Below are 18,294 nucleotides of genomic sequence, written 5' to 3' on the forward strand. Positions count from 1 at the left end.
TTCTGACGAACGAACAGAAACAGCAGTGGGAGAAACTGGCCGGGAAAGACTTTACATTTCCAGAACAGCCAGGTGGACCTGGCATGATGATGCGAGGCCCTGGTGGTCCGGGTGGTGGCCCGCCCGGTGGTGGGCGAGGCGGTCCCGGTGGTCCAGGAGGTATGTTTGGCCAGACTCGCAAGATCGTCGGGCAATTTGATAAAGATGGCAATGGCTGGCTAAATAACGATGAACGTAAAGCTGCCCGCGAATCGCTGAGGTCGCAACCCAATGCAGGTGGTCGAGGCGGTCCAGGCGGACGTGGTGGTCGTGGCATGATGATGCCTGGTGGCAGGCATGAGCCGGGTAAGCCTGGGCCGAAGATCAGTCCTTCTGATGTGAAGACTGTTGCTGGTGATAATCTCTACGATCCGCATGTTATACGCACCTTGTTTTTCGAGTTTGAGAATAACGACTGGGAATCGGAACTGGAAGAATTCCGTTCCTCGGATGTCGATGTCACTGCGACGTTGACTGTAGATGGAAAAACTTATCCAAACGTGGGTGTCCATTTCCGTGGCATGTCGTCTTACGGTATGGTACCTGCGGGTTCCAAGCGATCGCTGAACGTATCGCTCGACCTAGTAGATTCCAAGCAACGCCTTTATGGCTACAAGACATTGAACCTGCTGAATGCCCATGAAGATCCAACCTTCATGCACTCGGTGCTTTATTCCCAGATTGCACGGACTTACATTCCTGCTCCCAAAGTGAACTTTGTCAAAGTGGTGATCAATGGTGAAAGCTGGGGGCTGTATTCCAATGCTCAACAGTTCGACAAGGTTTTCCTGAAGGAAAACTATCCCAGCGATAAGGGTACACGCTGGAAAGTTACTGGCAGCCCGGGCGGTGGTGGTGGATTGACTTACTCTGGTGACAATGTCGAAGATTACAAGCGACGGTTTGAAATCAAGTCGGGTGACAATGAAAAAGCATGGAAAGCACTGATCAAGCTCTGTTACACGCTGGATAAAACGCCTGTTGATCAATTCGAAAAAGCACTGGAACCGATGCTGGATATTGAAGGCACATTGTGGTTCCTGGCACTGGATGTCGCATTAATTAATGGTGATGGTTATTGGGTTCGGGCCAGCGATTACAGCATCTACCTGGATGAGAAAGGCAAATTCCACATCCTGCCACATGATATGAACGAGGCATTCCAGCCGCCGATGGGCCCAGGCATGGGTGGGCCTCCGGGTGGCGGACCAGGTATGGGTGGGCCTGGAGGCCGAGGTCGTGGTGGCATGGGGCCAGGCGGTGGTGGACCACCAGATAAACTAGGCGGTCTTCCCGGAAAACAAGGCGGCCCGCCACCAGGCAAACAGGGTGGCCGAGAGGGAGAATTTGGACCTGGCTCGAAGGATGGTCGGGCTGGCGGCTCAGGCCGAGGCGGTATGGGAGGCAACTACAATCTTGATCCTTTGGTTGCCATCTACGATGCCTCCAAGCCTTTACGCAGCAAACTTCTGGCAGTGCCCAGCCTGCGTACACGATACCTGCAGCATGTAAAGACTATTGCAAAAGACTGGCTTGATCCAGAGAAGTTTGGTGCTGTGGTGAATGAGTATCGTGAACTGATTGAGAAAGAGATTGCAGCTGATACGCGCAAGCTCAGTTCCACCGAAGAGTTCAAGCATGCTGTTGAGGCTCCAGGTGAACGAAGCAACGCCAATGCATCGCGCAGCAACCTCCTGAAGTTTGCCACGGAACGACGCAAGTATCTGCTCAATCACCCTTCCATCAAGGATTTGCCTTAGCCGCCTGCAATGGCACCGATAATGAAGAAAGGTTCCCTGCCGGAGGCGACAGCTTCCGGCAGCGGCGTTTCAGGCTCTTCGTAGGACCAGTCCTGCTCGCAGACAAAGAAACGAATCAGTGGTCGTCGCTTAATGCTGCCGTGATCGCGGATGGTGCCTTGCAGCACAGGATAGCGTGCTTCCAATGCGTCGAGTATGGAACGCATGGAGACTGGCCCGACAACATCGAGTGTGACCTCGCCTGTTACCTGGGCCAGATTGCGGAGGTGGTAGGGAAGAACAACGCGAATCATTTCAGCGTTTGCACCTCGACAGAGAGAACCGCAGGCAGGTCGCGAACTACTGGAGCCCAGTTGTCTCCACCGTCGGGTGAACAATAGACTTGTCCACCGGTGGTGCCGAAGTAAACGCCACAGTCATCGAGGGAATCAACTGCCATTGCATCACGGAGTACATTCACATAACAGTTTTCCTGGGGCAGGCCTTTGGTCATAGGCTCCCAGTCGTTGCCACCCGTTTTGCTGCGATAGACACGCAGCGCACCATCCATCGGGTAGTGTTCCGAATCACTCTTGATGGGTACCACGTAAATGGTTTCGGGTTCATGGGCATGGACATCAATGCAAAAGCCGAAATCGGTAGGCAGATTGCCACTGACTTCATGCCAGTTATCGCCAGAGTCATCGGTGCGGAGAACATCCCAGTGTTTCTGCATGTAGAGCGTGTTGGGTTTGTCCTTGTGCATGCAGATGCGATGCACACAGTGGCCGATTTCGGCAGTGGGGTCTGGAATGTACTGTGAATGCAGACCTTTGGTAATGACTTTCCAGGTGTTGCCACCATCTTCTGAGCGAAACGCGCCAGCAGCGGAGATGGCAATAAAAATGCGATTCGGGTTATTCTGATCAATCAGAATGGTGTGCAGCCCCATGCCACCGGCGCCGGGTGCCCACTTGGACCCCTGCTGATCGCGCAAGCCGGGCATCTCTTCCCAGTTCTGTCCGCCATCGGTGCTGCGGAAGAACGCAGCATCTTCCACGCCAGCATAAACCGTATCTGCATCGGTGACTGACGGTTCAACGTGCCAGACCCGTTTGAATTCCCAGGGGTGAGGCGTTCCATCGTACCATTGATGGGTGCCTGGCGTTCCGCTGTAGGCAAATTTGTTTCCGATGGGATTCCAGGTTTTGCCACCGTCATCAGATCGCTGCATCTGCTGGCCGAACCAACTGCTCGACTGTGATGCATAGATGCGATCCGGGTTTACCGGCGAGCCTTTGAGATGATACATCTCCCAGCCACCAAAAAACGGCCCGGAAACATCCCACTTCTTACGGGCAGTATCTGAAGTTATGACGAATGCACCTTTGCGTGTACCAACGAGAAGACGAACGCCTGGCATAAAGAACTCCTTGACATCCAGCAGATATCAGTGGCATCGAGATATGACTAACAGCATCGTACACGGCTTGGACAAGTTTAGCCAAGCAGAATTTGAGTGATACGATTTCATTTCAAAGACTCAGCCAACTTGTACACTGTCCGGGTGATTCGGGTTTCAATATCGCCAGCCCATCGCAAGGCCGGCCTGCCGTATTCATATAGATAGGATCCGCCTTCGTAGCCACCTTCATCCCAGACACGTCTGGAAGGAATGTAGGCAGCCATGTCGTCGACATATCCCAGCACCCAGGTTTCCTTTCCAAAGTGCGATTTGAATTGCAGTGCATAGTCGACGACGGTTTCTGCTCCCTGGCCAATCATCCAGAGTTCTCCGAGCCGCCAGACATGAATCGGATAGGGATAGGCAGATGGGAAGGTTTCACCTCTATCCAACTTTTTAAGCAGTCGTTGTGCCCAACGCTGTTTGATGGCGTTCGAGTCTTTGAGTGAATCCTGCAACTGCTTTCGTGTCACAACCAATTCAAAAGGCAAATCGACAAACTCAAATGCATAACGCAATTCGGCATCAATGGGTTTCGCTGGTTTCTTGATGGCATCGCCAACGGCTTGGGCGAGCGTCTTGCCATACTTTTCGCACAGTTCGACTGTTCGGCGGGGCAGGGGATTCTGATCGCCTCCACAGGTATTAACAAACATCGCCATCGCATGGGGATGTTGCTGCTCAATGGCCAGTTGCGCAAAGCCAGGGTAATCGCCACACCATTGAGTGAAGGAAAGAGTGGTAGGATGACAGGCGTAGCCGAACACGATGGCTTTCAGAGAGTGATCCGCTCTGGCAACTGTGATCACTGGCACCGTGTGATCGACCGGGCCTTTGAATGGAGATCCCCGCTTTAGCATTTCGGGAACATCAGCTTCACGGTTGTTGCGTCGATTGACTGCAAAGGTAGCATGGCCTGCATTACTATTGAGATGCGCGGGAGCCAGGTCTTTGAGTGCATCAGCTACCAGTTTCACTATGCGTTCTTCCATTAGCTTGGTGTACTCTTCGACCAGTTTTTCCTGAGCCGGTTCGACAGGGTAATAATCCACCAGATCGCTTCCCAACCTGGGGCCGCAATGATTGTGGGAAAATGTGATCATGACCTGTTGGCGTTCAAGTTGTAACTGTTGCTTGAGTTGCTGGAAGACGCGATCCGACATTTCTTTGGGGATGCCCTGGAAGTCGCTGGTAATCAGTACCACTTGATGTCCGTATTCATCTTCCAGTGCGAGTGCTTTCATCCAGAGTTCGTGCAGTTTGCCGGTCGGTTCCCGTTTGGTACCATATCCAGCCAGCCAGACTTTAGTTTGTGGCGTAATAATGGCTCGTGCGGTGCCCGCTCTCCATGCTTTTCTTGGTGCGGGAGCAGATGAAGGCGTGTTCGCGTGCAGAAGCAATGTTGTCAGGAACAGTGACAGGATCCAGCGTAAAATTGCCATGCCAGCAGGATACCGTAAATCGTTATCTGTCATCAATATAAAACTCGCCTAGTCAAAAAATGTGATTTTTGACATAGTCCGGCCAGTCGTCAGCAGGGACGCTGTCGAAGACCAGGGAAGGTCTGTCTTGATGAGTCTGACATCACAAACGGATGGTGCAAACTGCATTCGTAAGCGGGTCATTTATGTCTTGCGTACGACAGTATGTCTTGCAGTTTTTTTTGGCATCATCGAAGTTGTCCGTCTGTCGCTTGGACCGAACTGGCACACCATCGTCGATGGCGAATTGTATCGTTCAGCTCATTTATCTTCGCAGGAAATACAGACAGCGGTTGATCGCTTTGGCATCAGGTCCATCATCAACCTGCGTAATTGCTGTCCGTGGGAACCATGGTATCAGGATGAAACCAGTGCAGTGGAAGCATTGAACTTGCACCGGGTTGATTTCAATTTCTCAGCCTATTTGCCACCAGCACCGGATCAGTTGCAGAAACTCTGGCAGACGCTGGAAACAGCGCCGCGGCCTATTTTGATTCATTGTCGCCGCGGAGCAGATCGAACCGGCCTGGCCAGCGTGATTGCCTACCTGCATCACCAGGGAGATGGGCCAGTAGAACCAGCCTTGCGGCAACTTTCGATCCTGCGTGGTCATGTACCGATTGATCGCGTCCTGGAGATGGACAAGGTGGTTAATTATTACATCGATTGGCTAGCCCAGACAGGTCAGTCGCATACCCGTAATGCACTCAAGCACTGGATTTTTGAGGAATATCGGCCTGGGCAATGTTGGGGAGAAGTGATTCCCATTCAGGTGCCTGATCGAATAGCCGCTGGTGAACACCAGGTAATCAAAGTGAAGCTGCATAACCAGAGTCAGTATCCCTGGCATTTTGACCGTGGTTCGAATGTGGGAGTACATCTACGGGGCTACATCGAACCAGAGTGGGCAAAACCACCACCCTGGATCAAGGCAGATGATCCGTTGCCACATCGCAAATACCTGGCAGCAGGGTTTATGGGCGTTGTTGTTCAGCCTCAGCAAACGATTGAGCTGACAGTGGCAATTCCACCACTGCGCGAGCCGGGGAAGTATCGATTGTTTCTGGACATGTACGATGAGCAGCTGCGATGTTATGGCGATATGGTTGGTTCCAAAGCACTCAAAAAAAAACTGGAGATAGTCAGTGCCTCAGTTGCACAACGATAAAGCGAAATATCTGAAACACTGGAAGGTGGCATTGCGAGTTGTGCTCAGTGTCATCATCGTTGTTTTTCTTGCATTTCAGTTGAAATGGGAATCGCTGCAATCCGTTTTAACTGAGATGAACCACGGTCTGGTATTGCTGGCATTTGTCATCATTCAGGTTGGGCAATCTTTCAGCAGTCTGCGCTGGTTGATACTGGCACGTATTGCTGGTTTTCAGTCGTCTTATCACCGGTTTCGAACGCTGTTTTATGTTGGCACGTTTTTCAACCTGTTTCTACCTACTTCCATTGGAGGCGATGCAGTCCGAGCCTGGAAACTAGCAGCTAATAAAAAGGAACGACCTGCAGCGTTTGGAACTGTCATTGCAGATAGACTTGCTGGTGTAACGGTCATGCTTATCATGGCCTGCCTGGCTACGATCAATTCCCTGAATGCCATCGATACATGGATTATTCTGCTACCCTGGGCCTTGCTGGCTGGAATCATTGCAACACTGGTAGTGCTGCCCAGACTTTCAGTCCGATCAGAAAAATATCTGGCAATAGTCCAGAATCTGACATGGTCGGCACATAAAACTTCGCCCTGGTCGCAGGCATTGGGGCTGGCATTCATTGTGCAATGCATGGCTACCTGGCAGGTGATTTTGCTGGGCCAGGCTTTGGGATTGGCAACGCCTTGGTATGCCTACTTTGTGGTAGTGCCGCTGGTGACACTTTTGACCATGCTGCCTGTCAGTTTCAATGGAATTGGGGTTCGTGAAGGCGGTTTGATCCTGCTCTTTGCACCATATGGTGTCAGCAAGGAGCAGGCGTTGGCTCTGGGAGTTGCCTGGTTTGCCTTATCCGTTGGTGTCGGGTTAGTAGGCGGTGTGTTTTACCTGTTTTTTGACCGACACGAAGTGTCGGCTACATATCGTACTCTTGTAGAAGAAGGGAAGGATTCCCATGAATCTCTCGATCGTGGTTCCAATGAAGGACGAGAAAGACAACGTCGAGCGGCTGCATGAGGCAATCACTCGAGCATTGGATGGAACCGGCTACGAGTATGAAGCCATTGTGGTTGATGATGGTTCTACGGATGGCACCTTTGAAGCACTGGCCAAGGTGGGAGCCAAAGATCATCGCTTTAAAGTAATTCAGTTAAGACGAAATTTCGGTCAAACTCCAGCGCTGCGTGCAGGTATTGATGCAGCACAGGGCGATGTCATCGTTACCATGGATGGCGATTTACAGAATGATCCCAGCGATATTCCGATGATGCTGGAAAAACTCAAGGAAGGGTACGATGTTGTTCTGGGTGAGCGGGTAAACCGACAGGATAAACTGGTGGTACGGAAGATACCAAGTTGGACAGCCAATGCCTTGATCCGCCAAGTGACAGGTACCAAAGTTCGTGACCTGGGCTGTACGTTGCGCGTGATGCGACGTGAAGCAGCATTAGAATTGCCTTTGTATGGGGAAATGCATCGCTTTATGAGTGTTCTGTCGGAGATCAGCGGGCAGCGTATTTATCAGATGCCGGTCAAACATCACGCCAGGCAGTTTGGCAAGACGAAGTACAACCTGTCGCGCACCGTACGAGTGGTGCTTGATCTGATCACGGTGAGATTCCTGCAGAGTTATCTGACCCGCCCCATGCACATTTTTGGGCTGACCGGTCTGGGCTGTTTTGGCCTGTCTTTTGCGTTTCTGATGACCTGCGTTGTACAAAGGTTGGCATGGAATGAGCGTATGAACCGCAATCCACTGCTGCTGCTGAGCGTGCTGCTCACCGTCGTGGGTGTGCAGTTCATTTCGCTGGGTTTGATTGGTGAGGTTTTGTCGAGAACGTACTTTGAAAGCCAGGGCAAGGCGCCTTATCACATTCGCAGGACATTGAATTTAGACAACGATGTGATCCAGGCAACTCTCGGCTTGGAAAAGAAGGTTGCTTGACGTTATCTATCCACAATGTCTTCCAACTTCGGCGGTGGTTCAAACGACTGCCTGAGGCTATCAATGGTTTCGCCTGCCTGTTGAATGCGGCTGGCTTCCAGATGTCCAAGTCTTCGGCGGGCACCCAGAATCAGGTGCCCGATTTTTTCTGGACGGAATCCCATCAGTCTTGCGCAGGTGCAGTCAACAGCCAGCGGATCGCTACCCATGATGATGGCACCCATCTGTCGGGCTTTGCCATTGAGTGGGCCATCGCCTTCCATGCCGACGATGCCATCGACAATAGCCAGTTCCGGCGTTCTGGTTAATGCTATATCGATGATGCTGTTTTCAATGCCTCGATGGTGTAGTTCATTCTTCGGCCAGCCGTAACAGATGCCGGGCAACGTGCCGAAAAGGTTTTTCAGCGAGAGCGTAACACCAGCCCAATGATGGGTTTTGAACTTCGGCATGGAGATCAGCACGTCTGCTTCAGCAACGGTTGCTGAGTAGTAAATGTGATCCATGCCTGTGAGCATACCCAGGTTCAGGCGTTGAGCAATGCGATCACTGTTCACATCGACAAAAGGCACCTGATATTTTGCCAGGACATCGCGCAGGCCGCTGGCAGTGACCAGATATTCAACATTGCGCCAGTGCCCGGGGCCTTCTGCAACGGTAATTTCCCTGGCACCTTCTTTCAGGCACAAGGCAATCACCGCACCAATCACTTTAGGATTGGTATTGATGACCCGATCGGGATGGTATTCGACCAGATTGGGTTTGATGACAACTTTTTTATCTTTCAGTGGAACTTTGGCTCGAAACGATTCGTATTGTTTTGCCACCAAAGAGATCAAATCATCTTCATAGCTTGTGGCTTTGCCGATGTGAACGACGGTGGATTCAGGCAGTGCACGCAATTGTCCCACTGCTGAAACCATGATGCCTTTGAATGATGCAGCCAGCCGATCTGCAAAACCAGGTTTCTTCGGCTTAATTTTTTCATCAGCAGAGGTTGTTGTTTCCTTGCCAGTAGGCAACAAGGGGTTCACCTTGTCGACTTGTAAAGCAAGAACGGTCAATGCCTGGCGAATCGTGCTGCGTTTGAAAACACGTTTGTCCTGCGTCTGTTCTTCGTACAGTTCAAGGATTTTGTCCTGTAAGCTTGGCAATATTGCGGCTGTCGCAGGTTCCTGATTCCAGGCTTCCAGAGCTAATCGAATCCAGCAGAGATTTTCCAGGTCAGCGTGATTGGTGATAGAATCGCGTAAGTACTGTCGCGAAGCAGCCAGTTTGGGGTGATCTTCCAGGCCGCTATGAGCAAGGAGCAATGAGCAGGTGTTGGCGGGAACAGGTTCGGTCATGGAGCCATATATTCGTCGGTTGCCACAGTTGGCGCCACCTTCGGGATAAACACGATCCAGAAGAAGTTTTAGTCCTTCTGAAGTTCTGGGGTGTTGTGCATTGCCAGTCAGACGCAGTGCAAGGATGACCCATGAGGTGGGATCAACCCAGGAGAAAGTATCTTCGGTCCAACTCCAGCCTACCAGAGAAGTGTCAATTTCAAAATCGCGGGCCAGATCCTCATTCATTTCCTTGGTCTTGGATCGAAGAGATAACAGCCAGCCAAGAGCTTTTTTGATGACTGGTGAATCAGGCTCGACAATATGCAGTGCAACGATGGTGATCGCAGTGGGCCAATACGATTTGACAAATGCACCTGGAACGCGAATGGCTCCGCTGACATCCTGCAGACCTGCAAGAAAGCGACATGCTTTTTTCAGTGATTCAGAGTTCTGACTGAGGTTACCCAAGGCCAGTAGACTCATGGCCGTTGGTTCAGGCTGGGAAGGGAGACCTTGTGCATAACCCCAGCCGCCATCTTCATTTTGTGTGGAAAGGAGATAATCTCTGCTTTGCTGAATAACTTCGGTAGGCGAAAGAGTAAGCATGAATTTCTCGGCGTACAGTATGCGTATCAACTGCTTTCATAATATAGTTGCCATTACACTATACCACACGCTGAACTAACTATAAGCAGTCGCACGTTTTCGCATGCCCTGCTTGATCAAACCAACACCGGTCAGGGTAAGAATGAGGGCAACCACCGCAGCACCGGGCACATCTTCCTGGGCAGCCCATGCTCCTAGAATCAAGGCAATGACGGGTGTGATGTAAGCATATGACCCCGCAAGTGCGAGAGAGACATTGGTCAGCAGAAACTGGAAAATGACAAAGCCGATTAAGGAACCGATGAGCAGGAGATAGAGAAATGCCAGGAGAGCAGACCAGGTAAAAGTGTTCTCGGAAATACGCCAGGGTTCTCCGAGTATTGTGCTGACAATCATCATGCCAATGCCACCTAGCAGCATCTGGTAACCTGCCACCAGCCAGGTAGGGCCCTTTGGCCGGTTGTATTTCGATAATACGGTTCCCAGTGACCAGACCAATGCCGAGGCAGAGGCCAGCAGGAAGCCCCAGTGGTGATCATCATTGGCACCCTGGCTGAGTTTATACCAGGCTAAGACGGATATGCCGACGAAACCTAAGAGCAACCCGATCCAGCCCCGGCGGGTTAATCGATCGCCATGGGGGATGGCGAGTTCCATCAAGGCCATCCAGATGGGGGATGGAGCGATGATGACTGCAGCCAAGCCTGATTCGATATACATCATCGAACAGGTCAAGAGTCCGTTGCCACCACAAAAGAGGAGGGTAGAGGAGAGTCCACAGCGTAACAGATCAGCATTACTGAGTTGCCATTTGCCAGTTCGGTAGGCGACTATAGCGAGCACGACCAGGCCGGCAATCACCAGGCGTACACCACCAAAATAGAACGGCGGCATATCATGCACGCCGATGCGTATGGCAAGGTTCGAAGTGCCCCAGGAGAGATAGAGGACGATTAAAGCTGTTGGAATCACCCAGGGAGAGAGTTGGGTGCGAAGTGACGACGATGACATAAGGCTTTAATACTGACTTGGTGTTCAGTAGCTAGTGGTATCAATCAGACTACGCACTTATTTGGGAGCTTCGGGATCGAGGGTTTCCCCTTCGATGAAGAAACTGCCCTGCTTGATTTCGAGATGCTTGAAGTGAAAGGAAGGTTCGCGGCGATCTGCCTGGAATTTCAAAACCAGCGTAGGATGGCCATCCTTGCGGTACCAGAGTGTTTTAATGTTCTGGCTTCGCAATTGTTCAGCGATTTCTTCATGAAAGGTTTTGACACCAAAGGGCAAGGCTCCAGCCTGCATGGAAACCATTTCAATTACCAGCGTATTTGGGTCTCGTGGAGCCAGCCAGGCTTTCATGGTGAGTGAAACAATGGTTTTGAACTTCCCGCTTCCATATCGAAAGCCAAGATGAATCTCGTCGTTGAGGAACTGTACTCGAATGTCGTGAACATGGGCTGGCAGCATGCTGGCAGTTTTGGTTTTCAGGAAATCTTCCACGAAATAACTATTGATCTGTTCGTGCGTGCAGGAGAATTTCCACGATTTATTGTAGGTGGCATCGGTGACGAGATTGATGACCCGCTGCTCAAAATCGCGTGAGGCTTGTTCACGAACTTTGCCCGCTGGCTGCAGGGCATCGCGGTAAAACACGGGTTCAAAGGAGAGTACTGCATAGGCAGCGCCTCCCAGTCCACCCAGCAGGATGATAGACAATGCCAGCGATATCCACCAACTGCGTTTCATTTAAAACTTCCAGATCAAAGCGACGAAATAGAACAAATCGTTGGGTTCACGTCCTTCAGGTGTACTGTCATAAAGATCCTGAATGCCCAGTTTCAAAGCCAGGTTATATTCCTTGGACAACATGGTTTCAAAACCTGCCTGAATCTGTAAACGGTAGTCACTGAAGTTGGTGACATTGGGAATAAAATCGGCAGTGGTGAAGACTTTGGTGTTTTCATTGAATTTGTGATCGAAATCCATGCCGAAGAGGAGTTCAGGAGTCCAGTCGTCATTGGGGCCGCCAAACTCCCTGCTGACACCAGCACCGGCCCGGCCTTTGAGCAGCGTCTGGGAATTGTCAATGAACTTGTACGTCACACCAGCGTGGGTGGCGACTCGGTAATCGAAAGCACGGAACTCATCGTATTCGAAGGTGCCATCGACGAAGAAGCCCCATTGGGTGCCACGGAAGTACCATTCGTCGCGAGCGATGGAGAACCATCGGTTTTGCGTTCGAACATCGTCCATGCTTGCCAGGTTGTACTGGGTATCGAAGGTGAAGATGTTGTCCTGCGTTTTGTGTCGAACGCCCAGGCCATAGCGAAGGTTAAAGTTCTGACTGTTGCCTTCAGCGCCATTGATGCCGAACTCCATGGCACCCGACCAGGGGTTCACGATGGCAACCGGAGGCAGAAATGTTGGAGGACAATCGACCGGAGTGGTTACCACTGACGGCGGTGCATCCTTGGGCATTTCCACAAATGGCTTGGGTGCATTGAACATGGTAGGCGCCATGTTCTGACCATGAACGGAGCATTGACCAAGCGACGCTGCAATCAGCATTGCAATTGGTAGATAGGTGATATGACGCATCATCTCCTCGCTGCCCTGATAAATAGGTGCAAATTATGATAATTCACCGGCAGCGATAGCATTTTCACAGAAGTGTCGCAAGGTCAACTGAATCGAACTAAATAGCACAGATTGCTACCGAAAAAGAGGTGTCGCAAAGACTTGCACCCAGTAGTATTCCCCTTTTTCACTCTTGGCCAGACCGAGACCTATTTCGACATACTCTTCCGAGAGGATATTGTTTCTGTGATCCTCGGATTCCATCCATTTCTTCATAACCAGGCGAACGCTGCCTGCCTTGTGAGCGATGTTTTCCCCTGCTTCCGAGAAAGCATATCCCTGGGCTTTGATGCGATCGGACATATCTTTGCCATCAAGATGATGATCCAATTTCTGCTGCTTTGCCATGTTGGCAGCGTGTTCCCGGGCTGCTTTCATCAATTGGGGATGAACCTTGAGAGCAGGCAGGTTTTTCAAGCGTCTTTCCCTGTTCGTTAAATCCAACAGGGTCTGCTCTTCCGACGACAGTTTTTCATCAATCGGCCAGGCATCGGCGCTGGTTGCACTACAGAAAAAGACAAGAACCGTTAGAGCAAGCCGGGTAATGCTATCTGGGTAAGTGCTTGCCATAAAAATACTCGACAGCAGAGTACCAGCCCATCATAAATCGAAATAGGATAATACGCCAAGGTAAAGTGATTGTGATTGGCAATAAGGCTGCAACCTTTCATGAAGTTCAAGTTGACATCGCTTGATGCGGAAATGCGGCTGGATCAGGCCTTGCGGAAGCAGTTTCCTGCCTGGGGTCGGAAAGATATTGGCAGGGCGATCAGCCATCGTGAAATCAGGGTGAACGGCAAAGCGGTTTGGCTGGCATCCTGGAAAGTCAACCGGGGCGATGTCATAGAAGCTGAGGTGCCTGCAGAGTTTCGAGCGGAACCGTCTACGGTATTTGATCCGCAATGGCTCATTGCCGATGACGGTGATATCGTTGCAGTCAACAAGCCGGCAGGATTGCTTAGTGCGCCATCACGTTCGATCCATGCGGTGAATCTACATGATCTGGCGAAGGCTCACTTTGGCGAGTTGCTGCTGTTCCATCGATTGGATCGAGATACATCAGGAGTGATTTTGCTCACCAGGCCGGGCAAAATCAACAAGCTGCTGGACAAGGCATTCAAAACCCGCGAAGTGAAAAAGGAGTATCGGGCTGTGGTAGCATGGCCTCATCGCCTTCAGGAATCAGGAGTGATAGAGGCTCGGCTGGATGTTGATCCGAATCGGCGAGATCAGATGGTCGTGGTGGAGAAGGGCGGGCAACATGCAAGCACCAGGTATGAACTGGTTCCTGGTAACCAGGAGCATACACGTCGACAGCAGGTAAGGCTGTGGCCTGAAACTGGAAGAACACATCAACTCCGAGTGCATCTGGCTCATCTGGGTTCGCCCATACTGGGAGATCGGCTCTATGGGAAAGCTCATTCTGCGAAACGGCTAATGTTGCATGCGCATCGGTTGGAGTTGCCTGCATTGGGGGAAAAGACAGCGAGAGTGTATGAGGCGATGATGCCGGGAGAGTTTTGCGTTCAATAAATGGATTGCAATGTATGGAGCGTTCATATTCTAATTTCATGAACATCGGCATTCTTGGTGGTGGGCAACTGGGACGCATGCTGGGTTTGGCGGGGTATCCGCTGGGCTTCCGCTTTCGCTGTTTCGATACGACTCCTGATGCGGTGGCAGGGCACGTCATGCCGCTGACAGTGGGTTCCTTTGATGATCTGGAAGCATTGCAGGCATTTGCTGAAGGATTGGATGTACTTACCTACGAATTTGAAAATGTACCCACCTGGGCAGTGGAGTTTCTGGCAACCCACGTCAACGTGCATCCTTCCCCACTGGCGCTCTCCATCTCGCAGGATCGAATCGAAGAGAAGACATTCTTTCAATCGATGGGTGTACCTACTGCTTTGTTTCTTCCGGTGAACACGCGAGAAGAATTGGATACCGCAGTCGATCAACTGGGCATGCCTTGCGTTATCAAGACATGCCGACTGGGTTACGATGGCAAAGGACAGTTTGTCATTCGCTCACGAGACGATGCTGAAGCAGCATGGCAGACGCTACAAGGGAACCCTTTGATATTGGAACAGTATGTAACGTTTGATCGAGAACTGTCCATCATTGCTGTTCGAAGCACAACCGGTGACAAGAAATTTTATTCACTGGTGCAGAACTTTCACGAAGGGGGGATACTTCGCAAGACTCTGGCACCGGCTTCAAACGTTTCTGCTGCACTGCAACAACAAGCGGAAGATTTTGCCGACATGGCGATGCATGGGCTCGAATATTCAGGCGTGCTTGCCATCGAGTTTTTCCAGGTGGGTGAGAAACTGGTTGTCAATGAGATGGCTCCTCGGGTTCACAACAGTGGCCACTGGACTATTGAAGGTGCCTGTACCAGCCAGTTTGAAAATCATTTGCGTGCCATTTGTGGTCTGCCTTTGGGAAATACCAGGGTACAAGGCAGTGTGGGGATGATTAACCTGATTGGAAGCGTGCCTGCACTCGAAAAAATCATGAGTGAACCATGTTGTCAGAATGAAAAAGTCAGCATTCACCTGTATGGTAAGGAACCAAAGCCAGGCAGAAAAATAGGGCATGTCACGATAGTTTCTGCCCACGACGAAAAACGAGACGAGATTATGAGGCAAATAGGATAATTTCCTGCATTCTGTGAATTTCCATGAAATGTAAAAATTCAGAGTCGACAGGGTAAAGGTTGTCGTTATAATGCCGGTTAGCCTTCGGTTGCGGAGAGTCAAGCAGGCGGCACGTTAGCGAGAGGTTAGGTTCACTGAAGTAGGTGGACGGTTCGCGGCGACACTTGTTCGATGCCCTTCTGTTACGTTTCACATCGTTCGATGGGCCTGGTTCCCGAATTACCGAGAGTTGGAGTGTTTGCGTTATGAAGCGTTTGTACGTAGGCAATTTGCCCTACCAGATGACCGATGCAGAATTGAACGAATTGTTCGCTGCTTATGGAGCCGTCGAATCGGCTCAAGTAATTGTTGATCGAGAAACAGGCCGTTCCAAAGGGTTCGGTTTTGTTCAAATGGGTAACCCTACGGAAGCTGACGCTGCAACGCAAGCCTTGAATGGCCAGCAATTCAAAGGCCGTCCTCTCACTGTGAACGAAGCCCGTCCGAAATCAGAATTCGGTGGTGGCGGCGGTGGTGGTGGTGGCGGCGGTCGCGGTGGCTACGGTGGTGGTGGCGGCGGTCGCGGTGGCTACGGTGGCGGCGGCGGTGGTCGCGGCGGCTACGGTGGTGGCGGCGGCGGCGGTCGAGGTGGCCGAGGCGGTTACGGCGGCGGTGGCCGCGGTGGCGACTACGGTGGCGGCGACGGCGGCTACTAATCTACTCAGCATTTAATTCAAACAACCCTCGTGACACATCACGAGGGTTGTTCTTTTTATCGTCGCATCGGTTGCAGTTTCCAATAGGTCAACGATCGCCAGACCCATTCGCACGGGCCGAAATGGAAATGCTTGAGCCAGATCGGACTGATGAATAACTGGAAACACCAGATGGCAATTACCAGAAGAAAGAGTTGATACCGTTGCCATAAGCCAAACTGTGCCAGGCCCCAGCCGTGAAAGATAGCGGTGCAGATCAGCGTTTGGGACAAATAGTTGGTGAAGGCCATTCGGCCAACTGCTGCAAGGCGTGATTGAACAGCAGGCAACCATCGTTGCTTCACAGCCAGCATGATGACAGCAAAGTAGCCTGCTGCCATCAGCAGGGAACCGTAGTAGTCGTACGTGGCCATGGTTCGAATCATGTCCGGCATTTCTTTGGTCTGCAAATGTTGCCAGATTCCCAGGCAGGTGAGCAGTATCCCAAGCCCCAGACCAATCATGGCCCAGCGCTGATAACGTTGATTCGGCCAGGAACGGTCAAATGCCTGTAGTTGGTAAAGAGCGATGCCACAGAGCATCAGACCGGTGATGCGCCACAAGACAAACGTCAACAGGCCAAAAATCTGGAATTGAGCGGTTGAAGGCGCCCGCAGCCTTAACATCTCGACAAACCCTGCATCACGAACCTGTTTGGATTTCTCTTCCACCATGGCAGGAGTTGGATTGAAGTTTTCCTTCATTTTTCTGATATCTTCCGTCTCCTTCACCAATTCGGGATGAGATTCCACATAGCTGAACGAGAAGTCAAGAAGTAATGATGCGCCGACGAGAATCAATGAGCCTAAAAGGATCAGGCTCAGACCGAGAATCAACTGGTTTCGCGGTTTCCATCTCCGAAACCAATAGACCAGCATTCCCATCAAGGCATAGTAGGTCAGGATATCACCATACCAGAAAACGTAAGCATGAATGAGTCCGATGATGAGCAGCCAGAATACCCGGCGGAAAAATAACCCACGGCCCGAACCAGGCTTGCCACGACGTTCTTCAACCCGGCTTACCTGAAGAAAAAGTCCGACGCCAAAGAGCATCGAGAAAAGGGTGACCATCTTGCCTTCGAAGATGACGTGCGTCAAAAGCCAGGTGATAAAATTGATGCCGGTAAAACCACCGGCGATGGCAGGATTCTGGTAAGCAGCTTCAACGTGCGCGAAGGCAATGATGTTGACAGGCAGAATACCTAGCAGTGCAAACCCTCGCAGTACATCGATGGCGTGGATCCGTTCCTGATCCTGTACCGGTTGAGCCGAAATTGGCTTGGCAGGTTCCAAAGACTCTGGTATCTCCTGGCTCATATCAATTTCCTGTCGATTGAGTTTGAATCATTTGCTGGTAGGCTTTCCATCCAGCCAGTTGTTCGCGAGTTAGTGTGGCGGATTTACCAGTGTTGAGGTGATGTTCGACGGAACGCAACCAGCGACGGGTTGATCGGGGGAGATGTACTTTGCGGTTGACCACCAGGCCTGTAACCACTTGCCTGTTATGTTGGCGCATGACATTCAACTTGGTTCTGTTGATGGTGTAGCCTGATTCGAACAGAATGCTGACAACACGCCGGATGACGCCACGAATGAACCGACGGTTATCCTGTTCGAATGAAAAGATGAGATCATCGGCATAGCGGCTATAGATGGCTTGGCTTTTCCCGGCTAATCCGGCCAGGCGTGCATCCATACGGTAGTTGACGAGGTTGCTGAGTATAGGGCTGGTTGGGGCTCCCTGTGGGAGGCGATTTTTTCGTGTGCAAATGGCTTGAATAAGCGAAGCGGCTTCATGATTCCAGCCAATCCGGCGAAAGAAATCGTAAACCTGATTTCCAGATGTAGAGTGGAAGAAATCTTTGATATCTATTCTGACCACAACCGCTTTGCCAACATGAAGCCTGGCGTGAGTGCAGTTTGATTGTCCTCGACGGAAGCCTTTGCAGGCTGAATGAACTGCAAGTTTGGCAAATACTTTTCGCAACAGCAGCTTTTGCAACAGCTTCAATCTGGGATTGGGGGAATACAGCATTCTGGGTTTGCCAGAACGCTTGGGAATCTTGTGCCACCAGTAACCAAGGGGAATGAGATGTGGTGCCAGTAAATTGGTATCCCTCGGATTGAACCCCCTTACCGTGTAGATCAGATTGATTTCATTCAGATTCAGTCGACGAAGCAGTTCTTTTTTGTCCCAACGTGGCTCTGGATATTTGAAAACAGAGGGTGGAAGCGTTCGCCGGAAGAGCTTGGAAATCCAGTTGAATAGACCCATGGAAACTCCAAATGAAATAGCAGCTCTTGCGAGCTGCTATTTGCCTTGCATAGGTCAATCTGGCCATATCGCATATGGCCAGTTGTCCTATCCCGCAGTAGCCGATTTTCCAGGCTACCTGAAACAACCCGGCTGACGAAACATCAGCCTATGCCACTCCAGTCAAGGGGCATCAAGCCAAGGCAATGGCATCCTAACGGATGTTTCGGCATGGTAAAAGCAA

At 51.1% G+C, this 18,294-nt stretch carries 17 protein-coding genes; 7 read left to right on the forward strand and 10 right to left on the reverse strand.

Annotated elements, in window-relative coordinates:
- Positions 1 to 83 precede the first annotated feature (83 nt).
- Positions 84 to 1,799, forward strand: coding sequence for a CotH kinase family protein (locus tag JNJ77_02145; protein MBL8821360.1), 1,716 nt, complete (start codon positions 84 to 86; stop codon positions 1,797 to 1,799).
- On the opposite strand, the gene JNJ77_02150 is transcribed toward JNJ77_02145, so the two are convergent.
- From JNJ77_02150 to JNJ77_02160, 3 genes are all read right to left on the reverse strand, one after another.
- Positions 1,796 to 2,092 carry a MoaD/ThiS family protein gene (locus tag JNJ77_02150; GenBank protein MBL8821361.1) on the reverse strand — a complete coding sequence of 99 codons (297 nt, stop codon included), beginning with the start codon at positions 2,090 to 2,092 and terminating at the stop codon, positions 1,796 to 1,798. The two genes, JNJ77_02145 and JNJ77_02150, sit on opposite strands and share 4 nt — an antisense overlap.
- The gene (locus JNJ77_02155; protein MBL8821362.1) at positions 2,089 to 3,201 is read right to left on the reverse strand and encodes an exo-alpha-sialidase; all 1,113 of its coding nucleotides are present in this window, start codon (positions 3,199 to 3,201) and stop codon (positions 2,089 to 2,091) included. Before JNJ77_02155 ends, JNJ77_02150 begins: the two co-directional genes overlap by 4 nt.
- Before the next feature lie 107 nt (positions 3,202 to 3,308).
- Positions 3,309 to 4,685, reverse strand: a complete 1,377-nt coding sequence (locus tag JNJ77_02160; GenBank protein ID MBL8821363.1) for a neutral/alkaline non-lysosomal ceramidase N-terminal domain-containing protein — start codon at positions 4,683 to 4,685, stop codon at positions 3,309 to 3,311.
- Between the two features lie 130 nt (positions 4,686 to 4,815).
- On the opposite strand from JNJ77_02160, the gene JNJ77_02165 reads away from it, so the two are divergent.
- From JNJ77_02165 to JNJ77_02175, 3 genes are read left to right on the forward strand one after another with little or no spacing between them, the layout of a single operon-like run.
- Entirely contained in the window at positions 4,816 to 5,892 is a 1,077-nt protein-coding gene (locus JNJ77_02165) for a tyrosine-protein phosphatase (GenBank protein MBL8821364.1), read from the forward strand.
- Positions 5,870 to 6,898: a flippase-like domain-containing protein gene (locus JNJ77_02170; protein MBL8821365.1), complete on the forward strand. Its 1,029-nt coding sequence runs from the start codon at positions 5,870 to 5,872 to the stop codon at positions 6,896 to 6,898. The genes JNJ77_02165 and JNJ77_02170 overlap by 23 nt, the downstream gene beginning before the upstream one ends.
- Positions 6,837 to 7,826 carry a glycosyltransferase family 2 protein gene (locus JNJ77_02175; protein ID MBL8821366.1) on the forward strand — a complete coding sequence of 330 codons (990 nt, stop codon included), beginning with the start codon at positions 6,837 to 6,839 and terminating at the stop codon, positions 7,824 to 7,826. Before JNJ77_02170 ends, JNJ77_02175 begins: the two co-directional genes overlap by 62 nt.
- A gap of 2 nt (positions 7,827 to 7,828) precedes the next feature.
- On the opposite strand, the gene JNJ77_02180 is transcribed toward JNJ77_02175, so the two are convergent.
- From JNJ77_02180 to JNJ77_02200, 5 genes are all read right to left on the reverse strand, one after another.
- Positions 7,829 to 9,760, reverse strand: coding sequence for a DUF362 domain-containing protein (locus JNJ77_02180; protein MBL8821367.1), 1,932 nt, complete (start codon positions 9,758 to 9,760; stop codon positions 7,829 to 7,831).
- Positions 9,761 to 9,835: 75 nt separating this feature from the next.
- Positions 9,836 to 10,771, reverse strand: a complete 936-nt coding sequence (locus JNJ77_02185) for an EamA family transporter (GenBank protein MBL8821368.1) — start codon at positions 10,769 to 10,771, stop codon at positions 9,836 to 9,838.
- Between the two features lie 57 nt (positions 10,772 to 10,828).
- On the reverse strand, positions 10,829 to 11,506 hold the full coding sequence (locus JNJ77_02190) for a hypothetical protein (protein MBL8821369.1): 678 nt from the start codon (positions 11,504 to 11,506) through the stop codon (positions 10,829 to 10,831).
- Positions 11,507 to 12,361: a DUF481 domain-containing protein gene (locus tag JNJ77_02195; GenBank protein ID MBL8821370.1), complete on the reverse strand. Its 855-nt coding sequence runs from the start codon at positions 12,359 to 12,361 to the stop codon at positions 11,507 to 11,509.
- A gap of 111 nt (positions 12,362 to 12,472) precedes the next feature.
- Positions 12,473 to 12,967, reverse strand: a complete 495-nt coding sequence (locus JNJ77_02200; GenBank protein ID MBL8821371.1) for a CAP domain-containing protein — start codon at positions 12,965 to 12,967, stop codon at positions 12,473 to 12,475.
- Positions 12,968 to 13,066: 99 nt separating this feature from the next.
- Between JNJ77_02200 and JNJ77_02205 the strand changes: the two genes are divergently transcribed.
- The 3 genes from JNJ77_02205 to JNJ77_02215 all read left to right on the forward strand — a co-directional run bounded on the left by JNJ77_02205 (position 13,067) and on the right by JNJ77_02215 (position 15,755).
- Positions 13,067 to 13,930, forward strand: coding sequence for an RluA family pseudouridine synthase (locus tag JNJ77_02205; protein ID MBL8821372.1), 864 nt, complete (start codon positions 13,067 to 13,069; stop codon positions 13,928 to 13,930).
- 38 nt (positions 13,931 to 13,968) lie between these two features.
- Complete coding sequence (locus JNJ77_02210) at positions 13,969 to 15,060, forward strand: 5-(carboxyamino)imidazole ribonucleotide synthase (protein ID MBL8821373.1); 1,092 nt, start codon at positions 13,969 to 13,971, stop codon at positions 15,058 to 15,060.
- A 245-nt stretch (positions 15,061 to 15,305) separates the two neighbouring features.
- The gene (locus JNJ77_02215) at positions 15,306 to 15,755 is read left to right on the forward strand and encodes an RNA-binding protein (protein ID MBL8821374.1); all 450 of its coding nucleotides are present in this window, start codon (positions 15,306 to 15,308) and stop codon (positions 15,753 to 15,755) included.
- 56 nt (positions 15,756 to 15,811) lie between these two features.
- Here JNJ77_02215 and JNJ77_02220 read toward each other — a convergent pair whose 3' ends face one another.
- Positions 15,812 to 17,113: a DUF418 domain-containing protein gene (locus tag JNJ77_02220; GenBank protein MBL8821375.1), complete on the reverse strand. Its 1,302-nt coding sequence runs from the start codon at positions 17,111 to 17,113 to the stop codon at positions 15,812 to 15,814.
- A 1-nt stretch (position 17,114) separates the two neighbouring features.
- Positions 17,115 to 18,071 (reverse strand): RNA-directed DNA polymerase, encoded by a 957-nt coding sequence (locus tag JNJ77_02225; protein ID MBL8821376.1) that lies wholly within the window; start codon positions 18,069 to 18,071, stop codon positions 17,115 to 17,117.
- Positions 18,072 to 18,294 lie beyond the last annotated feature (223 nt).

The sequence above is a fragment of the Planctomycetia bacterium genome, from assembly GCA_016795155.1.
GTDB lineage: Bacteria > Planctomycetota > Planctomycetia > Gemmatales > HRBIN36 > JAEUIE01.

Bases quoted from the DNA above. Each gene is read 5' to 3' on its own strand.
- JNJ77_02225 (MBL8821376.1), bottom strand. From the start codon at position 18,071: ATGGGTCTATTCAACTGGATTTCCAAGCTCTTCCGGCGAACGCTTCCA.
- JNJ77_02200 (MBL8821371.1), bottom strand. From the start codon at position 12,967: ATGGCAAGCACTTACCCAGATAGCATTACCCGGCTTGCTCTAACGGTT.
- JNJ77_02180 (MBL8821367.1), bottom strand. From the start codon at position 9,760: ATGCTTACTCTTTCGCCTACCGAAGTTATTCAGCAAAGCAGAGATTAT.
- JNJ77_02220 (MBL8821375.1), bottom strand. From the start codon at position 17,113: ATGAGCCAGGAGATACCAGAGTCTTTGGAACCTGCCAAGCCAATTTCG.
- JNJ77_02195 (MBL8821370.1), bottom strand. From the start codon at position 12,361: ATGATGCGTCATATCACCTATCTACCAATTGCAATGCTGATTGCAGCG.
- JNJ77_02145 (MBL8821360.1), top strand. From the start codon at position 84: ATGATGATGCGAGGCCCTGGTGGTCCGGGTGGTGGCCCGCCCGGTGGT.
- JNJ77_02175 (MBL8821366.1), top strand. From the start codon at position 6,837: ATGAATCTCTCGATCGTGGTTCCAATGAAGGACGAGAAAGACAACGTC.
- JNJ77_02185 (MBL8821368.1), bottom strand. From the start codon at position 10,771: ATGTCATCGTCGTCACTTCGCACCCAACTCTCTCCCTGGGTGATTCCA.
- JNJ77_02150 (MBL8821361.1), bottom strand. From the start codon at position 2,092: ATGATTCGCGTTGTTCTTCCCTACCACCTCCGCAATCTGGCCCAGGTA.
- JNJ77_02205 (MBL8821372.1), top strand. From the start codon at position 13,067: ATGAAGTTCAAGTTGACATCGCTTGATGCGGAAATGCGGCTGGATCAG.
- JNJ77_02215 (MBL8821374.1), top strand. From the start codon at position 15,306: ATGAAGCGTTTGTACGTAGGCAATTTGCCCTACCAGATGACCGATGCA.
- JNJ77_02210 (MBL8821373.1), top strand. From the start codon at position 13,969: ATGAACATCGGCATTCTTGGTGGTGGGCAACTGGGACGCATGCTGGGT.
- JNJ77_02165 (MBL8821364.1), top strand. From the start codon at position 4,816: ATGAGTCTGACATCACAAACGGATGGTGCAAACTGCATTCGTAAGCGG.
- JNJ77_02160 (MBL8821363.1), bottom strand. From the start codon at position 4,685: ATGGCAATTTTACGCTGGATCCTGTCACTGTTCCTGACAACATTGCTT.
- JNJ77_02190 (MBL8821369.1), bottom strand. From the start codon at position 11,506: ATGAAACGCAGTTGGTGGATATCGCTGGCATTGTCTATCATCCTGCTG.
- JNJ77_02155 (MBL8821362.1), bottom strand. From the start codon at position 3,201: ATGCCAGGCGTTCGTCTTCTCGTTGGTACACGCAAAGGTGCATTCGTC.